This is a genomic window from Paenibacillus sp. FSL L8-0644 (assembly GCF_038008165.1).
Classification (GTDB): domain Bacteria; phylum Bacillota; class Bacilli; order Paenibacillales; family Paenibacillaceae; genus Paenibacillus; species Paenibacillus polymyxa_D.
In genome coordinates this window covers 3,894,614-3,906,308 of record NZ_JBBOYN010000001.1, presented here as the reverse complement: position 1 = coordinate 3,906,308, position 11,695 = coordinate 3,894,614, and the positions used below count along the sequence as shown (strand labels likewise).

Annotated in this window: 11 protein-coding genes; 9 read left to right on the top strand and 2 right to left on the bottom strand. The window is 44.3% G+C overall.

The annotated features are described in order from the left end of the window. The first annotated feature begins 275 nt into the window (after positions 1-275). The 9 genes from NSS94_RS17740 to NSS94_RS17700 all read left to right on the top strand — a co-directional run bounded on the left by NSS94_RS17740 (position 276) and on the right by NSS94_RS17700 (position 9,839). Positions 276-1,514: a PTS ascorbate transporter subunit IIC gene (locus tag NSS94_RS17740; RefSeq protein WP_318627507.1), complete on the top strand. Its 1,239-nt coding sequence runs from the start codon at positions 276-278 to the stop codon at positions 1,512-1,514. Positions 1,515-1,589: 75 nt separating this feature from the next. Beyond that, positions 1,590-1,931, top strand: coding sequence for a cupin domain-containing protein (locus tag NSS94_RS17735; protein ID WP_341039798.1), 342 nt, complete (start codon positions 1,590-1,592; stop codon positions 1,929-1,931). 118 nt (positions 1,932-2,049) lie between these two features. After that, positions 2,050-2,493, top strand: a complete 444-nt coding sequence (locus NSS94_RS17730; protein ID WP_029515623.1) for a HEAT repeat domain-containing protein — start codon at positions 2,050-2,052, stop codon at positions 2,491-2,493. A 168-nt stretch (positions 2,494-2,661) separates the two neighbouring features. Beyond that, positions 2,662-3,651 carry a Gfo/Idh/MocA family protein gene (locus NSS94_RS17725; RefSeq protein WP_341039797.1) on the top strand — a complete coding sequence of 330 codons (990 nt, stop codon included), beginning with the start codon at positions 2,662-2,664 and terminating at the stop codon, positions 3,649-3,651. Between the two features lie 300 nt (positions 3,652-3,951). Further along, positions 3,952-5,712, top strand: coding sequence for a cache domain-containing sensor histidine kinase (locus tag NSS94_RS17720; RefSeq protein ID WP_029515621.1), 1,761 nt, complete (start codon positions 3,952-3,954; stop codon positions 5,710-5,712). A 2-nt stretch (positions 5,713-5,714) separates the two neighbouring features. Next, positions 5,715-6,515: a response regulator transcription factor gene (locus NSS94_RS17715; RefSeq protein ID WP_029515620.1), complete on the top strand. Its 801-nt coding sequence runs from the start codon at positions 5,715-5,717 to the stop codon at positions 6,513-6,515. Positions 6,516-6,650: 135 nt separating this feature from the next. Beyond that, a complete protein-coding gene (locus NSS94_RS17710; RefSeq protein WP_341039795.1) occupies positions 6,651-7,994 on the top strand; it encodes an extracellular solute-binding protein in 1,344 nt (447 codons plus the stop codon). A 26-nt stretch (positions 7,995-8,020) separates the two neighbouring features. Then, entirely contained in the window at positions 8,021-8,902 is an 882-nt protein-coding gene (locus NSS94_RS17705) for a carbohydrate ABC transporter permease (protein WP_029515618.1), read from the top strand. Positions 8,903-8,957: 55 nt separating this feature from the next. Next, positions 8,958-9,839 (top strand): carbohydrate ABC transporter permease, encoded by an 882-nt coding sequence (locus NSS94_RS17700; RefSeq protein ID WP_069012544.1) that lies wholly within the window; start codon positions 8,958-8,960, stop codon positions 9,837-9,839. A 473-nt stretch (positions 9,840-10,312) separates the two neighbouring features. Here the strand turns inward: NSS94_RS17700 and NSS94_RS17695 are convergent, their stop codons facing one another. Both NSS94_RS17695 and NSS94_RS17690 read right to left on the bottom strand, forming a co-directional pair. Next, a complete protein-coding gene (locus tag NSS94_RS17695) occupies positions 10,313-10,735 on the bottom strand; it encodes a hypothetical protein (protein ID WP_341039794.1) in 423 nt (140 codons plus the stop codon). 450 nt (positions 10,736-11,185) lie between these two features. Then, the gene (locus NSS94_RS17690; RefSeq protein WP_341039792.1) at positions 11,186-11,689 is read right to left on the bottom strand and encodes a hypothetical protein; all 504 of its coding nucleotides are present in this window, start codon (positions 11,687-11,689) and stop codon (positions 11,186-11,188) included. Between the last annotated feature and the right edge of the window lie 6 nt (positions 11,690-11,695).

Genomic DNA, 11,695 nt, shown 5'->3' with positions numbered 1-11,695 from the left:
AAGAAAATAAAGAGCTATAATGATCTTATGATTCGAGTCATGAATACCCTTTCATTTATGGTTGTCCTGAATTTAGTGATGATGGTGATTGAAGAGAGGGGAGGAATGGAGCTTAAGCGAATAATGTATGGAGTAATTTGTGATTTAATTCACAAGGGAATGATTCTGCTTCTTTTTACATTCCCGGAAGGGAAATTTTTTTCGAGTATTACTAAATCGATTTAGTAAGAATGGAAAATAATAAAAGAAAGTCGGAGATCACTATGGAAATGTTTATGAGCATTATCAGGGAGCCATCCATCATTATCGCGATTGTGACATTACTCGGCCTTATATTCCAGAGGAAGAAAGTATCAGAAATCATTACGGGAACTACCCTTTCTTTCATGGGCTTCACCATGATCAAGGTCGGCGGCGGCATTTTAGGAGGCGTTCTCACTAACTTCAGCCAAATTTTTTCTTATGCGTTCAACCTTAAAGGTGTCGTACCCAGCAATGAAGCCATTATGGCACTGACCATTGATCAGATCGGGGCGGATGCTGCGCTCATTCTGCTCTTTTCCATGATCCTTAACATCGTGCTTGCACGTCTGACCAAGTTCAAGTACATTTATTTGTCTCTTCACTTGATTTTGTTTATGAGCTTTGCCGCTACAGCCGTTATGAAAGGTCTAGGTCTCAGTTCGCTGACTACGATCATCGTCGGTTCATTGATCATTGGGAGCTATATGGCGGTGTTTCCTTACCTACTCCGAAATGCCAGCAAAAACATTATTAAATCGGATGATTATACGATTGCTCATGCTTCCATGACCTCTTACATTCTGGGCACCTATTTAGGGAAAGTGTTCGGCAACCGTGAAAATGACACCGAAAATGTAAAAATTAATGACCGCATCAGTTTTTTGCGCGACCCCAATGTTGCAACGACCTTGACGATGCTTGTGCTTTTGCTGGTATCCGGACTGGTTGCTGGTTCTGATTATGTCAGCAAATTATCGGATGGCAAAGAATATATCGTCTTTATCCTCGAACAGTCAGCTATTTTTGCTGCCGGCTTGTATATCGCAAAAGCAGGTGTTAAGCTGTTCACAACTGAAATTGTACCCGCTTTCAAAGGATTCTCCCAAGTGTTCGCACCTGGAGCAATCCCTGGTGTGGATGTTCTGGTACTGTTCGATAAATCACCCAATTCCGCGTTGGTAGGCTTCTTGGTCAGCTTCTTCACAGGCGTTGCCTGCGTCTTTCTTTTCCCGTTTGTCGGATTGCCTGTCATTGTGCCAGGGATCATGGCCTGCTTCCTCGCTGGTGGTGCAGCCGCGATATTCGGCAATTCCAGCGGTGGTTTTAGAGGAGCTGTTATTTCCAGTTGTCTTAATGGATTCTTGCTCTGTCTGCTACCAGCTCTCACTTTGCCGCTCTTTTCTTTTTTGGGTGCCGAAGGGGTGACGTTCGCCGATCCCGACTTTACCACCCTTTCTGGAGTACTTTGGCTTATTTTCCGCTGGTTTTAAACTAAATCGATTTATGAATTTTTCAAAAAATAACTTATCTAAATCATTTGTGCTTAAAAAGAGGAGGAATGATCCATGTTTTTTAACGACCAAGATATTCAAATTGATATCGTTGACAGTAATACCACCCGGAAAGTGCTGGCCCACAGCGACCAGCTTATGTATGTCAAAGTGATGTTTGCCAAAGCCCAAACAGGGGAAATCCTGTTGCATAAGCATGTCCATGAACAAGTCACTTATGTAATGAAGGGAAGTTTTAAGTTCATGATTGATGATGGCGAAACAAAGGAAGTGCAGACCGTCAAAGAAGGAGACAGCATCCATTTTCCATCCGATACTCTTCATGGCTGTATCCCACTGGAGGATGGCGGAATTCTGCTAGATGCATTTACACCAGCACGTGCAGATTTCCTGTAACGTCCGATCATTTCATTTTTATCTTTTTTAGAAGAAGACCGGCAAGTATGTTATATTTAACAAACGGCAATCGTGATGAACAGTAATATAGTGATTTTTAGAAAAGGATGAGACAATTTTGGAAAACAACGAAACTCAGCAGGAATTTGCAGAAGTATATGAGCAGCTTAAAGTAGCTGCAAACCGAACCTCCGATTGGAAAACACGCCTAGCTGCGGTAAATGATCTGGGTGCATGGAAGAACCAGCAGACGATTGACTTGCTGACACATCGTTTGAATCATGATACGGTATATGCCGTTCAGGAAGCCGCTTACCGCAGACTTCAGGAATGGGGCGAGAATGTACAGCCGCCTGTGCGCAAAGAGGGTGAGCTTGTTAAGGGCCTGACGAAGATTCTGGTGCGGATTAAAAAAAGCTTGCCAGCCGACCATACCTATAACGATTTTCGCGAGAAGCTGCACAAGATGAGAGTCGATATTTATGACATCTATGAAGGCGACAAGGGCGCTGAATTTGACCAGTGGCTGGAGCAAAAATGGGCTTCATTATCCACAAGGTAATTTCTGAACCCTGTAATTGTATGTATTTTAAGGATGGTTGCAGGTGATACAGACAGAGCCTTAACAAGGATAAGGGATTATCTTTGTTAAGGTTTTTTTGTATATATACTTCGGCAATAGGGTACGATGGGATCGGATTATTTTAGTGTGTACATGGGAGGGACTAACATGAGCAAGGCGAAGCTGTGTTTTATCGGGGCTGGCTTTCACGCTTCAACGAATATATATCCTGCTGTTATTGGGGCAGGTGCTGAAATTCAGGCGATTGCGACTAGAGATTTAAGCAGATCGAAGAAAGCACTTCAGCGGTTTGGAAGTAGTGGCACACCTTATGACAATTACAAGGCTATGCTGGAGCAGGAAGACTGTGATGGAGTTGTCGTGATAGCACAAGCGGCAGATCATCCTTCGCTCGTACTAGACTGCATTAAGGCTGGAAAACATGTCTTTGTAGACAAGCCACTGGGTTGGAATGCCGAGGAAGCGGCCCAAATTGCAGATGCGGCAGAAGCAGCAGGCGTTGTGCTGATGGTCGGTTTCATGAAGCGCTACGCACCTGTATACATAAAGTTAAAAGAATGGATTGAGGGTGGCTCGCTTGGAGCCGCACGCTCATTTCAGGCAAAATTTCTCGTGGACAGTACCCAGTTTTGTAAAACTGGCGAAGACTTCATGAAGCTGGCGGCGGTTCATATGGTCGACCTGGTACGTTATTTGTTCGGGGAAGTGGTACAGGTTACCGGATTTGCGAACGATAACGGTGAGTGTATTTCCCATACGATTGCCTTGAAATTTGAAAATGGTGTAGTGGGCAGCCTATACTTCGCAGGTATGACAGCATGGACACGCGAGAGTGAAGGTATTACGGTAACCTTTGACCACGGTTTTGCGAACGCGGATGAGGTGAATACACTGATCATTCACAAGTCGGAGAGTCATACAGAGCTTCCTTGGAAATCCCTTGCGGAAAATGATACGGTTCTGACACCATCAGCTTCCGCGATGTCGGGCGGATACCGTGATTTGTACTTGCGCGGTTTTGTCGGTGAAATCGCACATTTCATAAACTGCTGCCAAGAAGGACGTACGCCTGATTCAAGTGGACGGGACAACGTGAAAACGATGGAGCTGTGCGACCGCATTTTGGCTGCCCTCTAATAGGATATCTATTTTATATCCAAGCTTCGGAGCCTGGACGGTACCTTAGTTTGGGTGATTTTAAAGAAGCTTCGGTTTAACTGGTCAGTAGATGGCTCCTGCATGTGTCGGGAGTCATTTTTTTTAATAAGTATCGTTATTACGTGTTATTGTCGAACATAATGATTCCAGAGATTGCTGTCCATTTTGATATAATCTCTGCTGAAAATATGCCAACAAAGGAGAATGATGCGCTAGAATAGAAAATAGAAAGCGTTCTCATTATCTACTTTTCTGCGATGGCTCAGGGGGAGATGGCATATGCGTTTAAGGTACCAACCATTAAACACATTACGTAATCAGATTTTTATCGGATTTATACTGGTGATGCTTATTATGATGAGTGTAGCGGGGGCGTTCATTTATCTCAATGTGTCTCACCTGTTAAAAGACAGTGCCGAGCGACATATTGGTCAAACTGCGGTACAAGCAAGCGGTAGGCTGGATGCATTAATCGGCCAGATGGACAGTTTGACGGAGCAGGTCGCTAATCACCCGTCTGTTCAGCATATTTTGCTGGAGGAGCGCAACGGGGGCAAGGTGAATTTTGGACAGCGTCAATCCCTACTGCAAGTGATGCATAGCTATCAGGCATATATGCCGAGTGTCGGCTCACTGGAACTGTATACTGCTGAAGGGAAGATGTTGTTTCCGATTAGAGAGGGCAGTCTGGAGGAACGTATCGGACAGGCAGACATCCGGGAAGCGAATCAGATGAAAGGAAGACTGGTCTGGATCGGCATTGATCCCGAGGACCCCAGGTCACTGCTAGCAATTCGGCAGGTCAGCTTGGTGGATCGCTGGTTCTCACGCGGAGGGTACCTGATTACCCGTATGGAGCGAAGTTATTTTGGACTGAATGGTGCGTCAGCAGTCAATGAAGAAGCGGATGAAACCATGCTGCTTGTAGATCGTCAAGGCCAGCTGCTGTCGGGTGAACCAATGAACCAGACGGATTTGTCAGGTGTACTGCACAGCAAGACACAGACGGTTCATATTGGGGAGCGGGAATATGTGAAGGCGGTTCAGCAGTCGGAGCGGACGGGCTGGTCGCTGCTGATCCTGATTCCGGTTAGCGTCGTCACAGACGGAATTACGGTTTTACGGACTACACTTATCATTTCCGCGTCTCTTGGTGCCGTGCTTTTCCTGTTTATGTCCTTTATGTTGTCTACGTTGATTACAAGACCGATAGGTCACTTGATTCAGGCGATGCGTCGTTCACGGGAAGGGGCGTTGGCTCTGAATCCAGAACCGGCAGCAGCGGTCGAGCTGCGAGAATTGAACGCAGAGTACAATACGATGATTGTCGATATCAATGAATTGATCCATGTCATTTACGAAAAGGAGGTTTTACAAAGCCAGACCGAGCTTAAAGCTCTGCAGGCGCAGATCAATCCGCATTTCCTTTTTAATACGCTGGATGCTTTCAACTGGTCGCTACAGGAGAAGGGAGAGGAGGAGCTTGCCGGGCTGATGGTGTCCATGTCGCGGCTGTTTCGTTATGTTATCGAACCGGCTCACCATGACTCTTGGGTGACCCTCGGGGAAGAAATGGCGCAAATCCGTCGTTATCTGGAACTGATGGAGATGCGTCTGGGTGAACGTCTGAGCTGGCAAATTCATATGCCTTCAGAGGCAGCCAGAATTCCGCTTCCTAAACTGCTGATCCAGCCTATTCTAGAGAATGCTATTTTGCATGGTGTGGAAAATCGCATCGGCAACGGCCGTGTTGAAATCAGTGTCACTCCTTCGACCAGACCGGGGTGGACCAGGATCGCGGTCATAGATAACGGACCTGGAATGACAATGGAAGAACTTGCAGCTGTGCGTACAGCGTTGATGGGGGGAGCAGCCTGCGAGAGCAAGGGAACCGGTATGGGACTGGTTAATGTGCAGCGCAGGCTCGCTCTCTATTATGACAGCGCATCTTATCCAACGGACGGTGTGCTGATACATAGTGCTGAGCAGGAAGGAACGGTGGTCGCTTTTGAAATTCCTGATGAATATGGAGGGCGGTAGCAATGAGTGTTTCATCCAAAACCATTGTCATTGTAGACGATGAACAGCGAACACGTCAGGGGATACACCAGACACTGGAGCAATGGGCAGCCGGGAAATATCGGATTGTGACATTCGGTAATGGTTTGGAAGCACTAAATATACTGCGTGCAGAGACGGTTCATCTGTTGATTACGGATGTCCGGTTGCCGGAATTCAGTGGGCTGGATTTAATCCGCTCTCTGGAACGGGATTCACGACGACCAGCGACCATTGTCATCTCAGGGTATGCGGAGTTTGATTATGTCCAGCAGGCTCTTCGTCTGGGAGCCGTCAATTATTTGCTCAAACCGATTGATAAACAAGAGCTGCTGAATGCGGTCAATGAAGCGCTTCGGCTTGAAGAGGAGCGGCAGCGATACGAGAAGCTGGACAAGCTGGCTGACCCTGTTCTGCTAGAGCTTGATCTCCAGGCGGCTACCCTTAGTGATCCGGTACGACGTGCCTTCACCTATATGGCGGAGCATCTTCACGAATCCATTACGATGGCGCAGACTGCCGCGCATTCACACCTGAATGCGAGCTATTTTAGTGTTTTATTCAAGGAGCAAAGTGGTTTGTCCTTCAGCGAATATCTGCATCGGCTGCGGATGCAACGGGCCAAGGAGCTACTGCTGCATACCCAATTGACGATTGCCCAAATCGGCGAACGATCAGGCTACCGAACAGATAAATATTTTATTAAAGTATTCAAAGCGACCGAGGGGATAAGTCCCAGCCGCTACAGGCAGCAGATGCGTACAGGGCCGGAGAATATCGACTGACAGTAGGCAGATCAAACCCAATAAAAGTGGAATTATACCCAATGAGCGTACCCTGTTGAAAGCAGGAATAGAGTGCTAAACTTACAAATGATAACGGTTACAAAAAATATAAATACAACAAACGGAGGTCTAACGATGTCCAACGAGTATGGTTTACGTAAGCGCTCACATCAAAAATGGCTTGCTGGGTTGACCCTGCTGCTGTCATTCATGCTGGTGCTATCCGGTTGCGGTGCTGGTAAGGATGGTCAAGGCGGTTCCAGTGGAGACGGGGGAAAGGTTACACTCAAAATGATGCACCTCTGGCCAGAGGGAAGCTCGGCACAGCAGAGCAAGCTTGTGACTCAGATTATAGATCAATACCAAAAGGATCATCCGAATGTCGTCATTCAGCAGGAAGTGCTGGAAAATGAACAATATAAAAACAAACTCAAAGTGCTGTCAGCTTCCAATGAATTGCCGGATATCGGCATCACCTGGGCAGCAGGCTTTATGGAGCCTTACGTTAAAGGTGGATTATTTACGCCGATGGATGACCTGCTGCAAGGTTCCAAGCTGAAGGACAAATTCGTACCGGGAACGACCGAAGCTTATGCGCTGAATGGCAAAACGTATGCGCTTCCGATTGAATTGAATATTACACCTATTTATTACAACAAAGCCATATTCCAAAAATACAACTTGAAGGTACCTACGACTTTTGACGAATTTAAGCAGGTTGTGAAAACACTTACGGATCATGGAGTAGCACCGATTGCATTAGGCAATAAGGACCGCTGGACCGGCTCGCTCTGGTATATGTATTTGGCGGACCGTATAGCAGGTAACGAAACGCTGAAAAAAGCGATTGACGGCTCAGGATCGTTCGATGACCCTGGTTTAATTCAGGCGGCCTCCGAAGTTCAGACGCTTGTGGATATGAATGCATTTAACAAAGGATTTAACGGCTTGTCCAATGATGAGGGAAAATCCGAATTTATGAACAACAAGGCAGCTATGTATTTGATGGCTACTTGGGAATTGCCGAATTTTACGACCAATCCCGCAATCCCGCAAGCATTTAAAGATCAAATTGGCTTCTTTAAATTCCCGATGGTTGCAGGCGGCAAGGGCAACGAGAACAGTTGGGTAGGAGGTCCGGGAGTAGGTTTGTTTGTTTCTGAGAATTCCAAGGTGAAAGAAGAGGCCAAAGCGTTCGTTGAATACTTCGTAGTCAAATGGGGAGAGCAATCGGTCACACAGGCGGGCGTTATTCCGGCGACGAAAGTGGACACCTCCAAAGAAAAATTGCCCAAGCTGTATGTCGATTTGCTGAACGGACTGAATCAAGCCAGCAGTATTACGTTGTTCGCCGATGTACAGATGAAGCCGAATGCAGCACAGGTACATTTGAATATGATTCAGGCGTTGTTTGGTAAAGCGGTGACACCGCAACAATTTGCCGACCAGCATAAGGCTGCCATCGAGAAAGGAAATTGAAATTGACCACCTAAGGAGGTCCAACCGTGGAAAAGGTCATGTCCAATAAGCTTGTCATTGCTCTCTATGTATTGCCTTCTCTGCTGCTGTTATTAGCCGTAATATATGTACCCATCGTACTGACCGGCTATTACGGCCTGAATCAGTGGAATGGAATCGGTTCTATGACTTTTGTGGGGCTGGACAATTATCAACATTTGCTCACAGACAGTGCATTCTGGCAAAGTGCCTGGCATTCGCTGCTGCTGGCCTTGTTTTCAGGCATCAGTCTGATCGGTTATCTGGTCATTGCGATGATTTTGTCAGGAAAAATCAAGGGAGCGAATCTGCTGCGGAAAATTTATCTGATTCCCATGCTGTTGTCATCTGTAGCGATCGCACAGCTGTGGCTCAAAATGTATCATCCAACAAACGGAGTGTTCAATTCCATACTGGCGTCGGTCGGAGTTCACAACCCGCCTGAATGGTTAGCTAATCCGTCCTTGGTGCTGTTTGCTTTGTTCATCCCGATTATTTGGCAATATGCAGGCTTTTATATCCTGATCTATTATGCCGGGCTGAAAAACATTCCCGAAACGCTGATGGAGGCTGCCCGGATTGACGGGGCCAGTGCCTGGCAGATTGCGACTCGTATCAAATTGCCCCTGTTGCGCGAGGTGATTAACGTTACGATCATATTGTCCATTGTCGGCTCGCTCAAATATTTTGACCTCATCTACGTCATGACGGATGGTGGGCCGAATGGAGCCAGTGAAGTGATGGCTTCGTACATGTACCACCAGGCATTCCGCAGCTTTGATTTTGGATACGGTAGCGCTACAGCCTTTGCCCTGTTGCTCATCTGTCTGATCGCTACGTGGCTGATCCGCAAGGTTACGGCTACTAGTGACACCATCCAGTATTCATAATACGGTCATGCAAATAGATGAGGGTAACAAAGGACAGGAAGAGGGAGGAACGGATATGAAAACCCAGGCAGCCGCCAACTATCCGCTTGGAGTCGGTACCCGCGGCAAAATGTTAACTCGGGTCGGTTATGCCGCTTTGTATATCATTTTAATCATCTTGGCGGTGACGCAGCTTTTACCGCTGGTGTGGCTGATGCTTTTCTCACTTAAAAATAATCAGGAAGTGTTTAACCTTCCGCCGTTTGCACTCCCGTCCCAGCCACATTGGGAGAACTATATGAATGTGTGGACCAGCGGCAATATCGGGCGGTATTTCTTCAATAGTGTGTGGATTACGGTCATATCCGTGGCGTTAACGGTGCTGCTCGCCAGCTTTGTAACGTTTGCCATTACGCGTATGCGGTGGAAAGGAAGCCAGCTGGTTCTCGGGCTCTTTATGGTCGGACTGATGATTCCAGTCCATTCCACCTTGATTCCGTTGTTCAGTATGTTTCTCAAACTGCATTTAACAGACACTTCACTCTCTATCATCCTGTCGTATGTTGCTTTTAATCTGCCGACAACGATGATGATCTTGCTGGGATTCTATTACGCCCTGCCCCGTGAAGTGGAAGAAGCGGCCGTTATGGACGGATGTTCCGTCAACCGAATGTTCTTCCGGATTGTGCTGCCCATGACAACCCCCGTTATGGCAACGACGTCTATTATTAACATGATCTATAACTGGAATGAGTTTATTTTCGTGAATACGTTTATTAGTTCGGACGAAAACAAAACACTGACCGTCGGCGTTCAAAACTTTATTGGACAATATACGACCGACTGGGGAGCTATCGGAGCAACGCTGATGATCAGCATTTTGCCCATTTTGCTCGTGTTCCTCATCATGAGTGACCGGATTGTGGAAGGGATCGCAGCCGGGTCGGTTAAGGGGTAAAACAAATTCCCCTGGTTAGAAGAGCACCCCCTAGTGTAGACATTGGATCAAACCTCTTGGTTTATCCGGTGAATGCTAGGGGGCTTTATTGTGCGGGTCTGGGTTGAATTGAAGGGAATACTTAATGAAGTATAAACTCCATAAATTTAAGCTTTTTCAGAAATTAAATGGAAAGCAAACGAACGTGTTGATATTTATTTACGGACCAATTGTGTGAATGGATCAGAGGTTATGATGTGGTTGGTAACCCTGATAGGGAGGAAGGGCAAGTTGTGTTATTCATATAGGAATTGGGATTCATTTTGCTAATTGACTGCTTATTTTTGGCATGAAAAAAGCACATTCCTACTCGTGTCTCAAGTTGGACTGTGCCTTTAAAGGGCTATCATGTTTGTGTTAAGATGTTGGTTTGCAAATCTGTTAATATTATAAATTAAATTTGTCCGAAGTTATTAGCAAGCTATTGACATGGCTTATTTGAATCTTTCCAAAGCATGATATGGATTCGAAATATTTTCACCAACTTCATCAATTGTTTCTATAATTTCGTTTAATATTAATTCGTCTATATCCTTATCTTGATTTATTGAATCTTTAATTTTTTGAAAGCAATTTTTCAGTGCGAGGTTTACAACAATTGAAAGAATGATATCTACATCATCATAAGAATCGGTATTCCATAACCTATAAAGAACCATATCTATACTATTTCTTACTTCACTTTCCAATAACTCGTAGGTCATAACTTGTCTATCTGTTAATTGGCTAAGAATTAATAAAAAATCCTTTTTCTCAATTTTACCAGTATTAAATTCATTCAATACGTTTTGAAACATCAATGCTAATGTTTCTGTTGGTAATACATCGGGTAATTTCTCAATTTCTTTAAGATTCATTTTTTTATTTCCCCTCTATTGGAATGTGAACTTCATTTTAAAAATATATTTTTATTAGAAAAAATGTTGGTTTTGTATATAAATTTAAATATTGAAAAAACAATTAATTAAGTATGACAAAAAAATAGGCCAATCATGGTGGTATCTGACCATAATTGACCCTTTTAACATAACGCTATTACGTCAAATAGGATATATTCAATTAGTTGTTATGTAGCACTTCTGTGCGTACATCTCAATTCATGAAAACTTCCTACAGGTAAAACAAAAGTTAGTTGTAATGATGAGGTTAAGTCTTTCGTTCGGCACTGGGTAGCCCCCACGAAAAATACCTAATCTCATAAAAATTTGTCTTCCATCGCTAAATCCCACCACTCTATTAAGCAATCGTTCATAGTGTAACTAACCTTTGTAATAGATATTTACCAAATACATACAATAATTAATTTATTACTCATCAGGTCTTTTAATAATAGTTATAATAGTCTCTTTTTCAACAAACACAACCCCATCCTTAACGACCTGATAAGGCATACCTTCAAAGTGATTATTCAACTTTTTTTTGATTATTTGCAAATTAGACAATTCATTTATATATAAATATAGCTTATTGATAATTAAACGCTGAGCATCAATGTGCATTTCTATCTTAGTTAAATCACCTGCTAATCGCTCAATATTACGTAAGCTCCATACTTTTACACCTCCTTGTTCAACCTCTTCTATTTTTACCAAGCCAAACAAACCGGCCAGTTCCTGGTAATTAGGATTTCCTTCTCGAAAAATTTCTATTAACTCCTTTACTAATTCATCCAATGAATCTTCCCTAAATTTTTTTCTGAGTAAATCTGGGGAATCATCAAAAAGCCAAGAACCTATATCGTTAAAACTATCATTTCCTGAATCCAATACCCCAATTATACTAGGTTTAGTATAAAGAAATTTCTTATTCAATTTTAT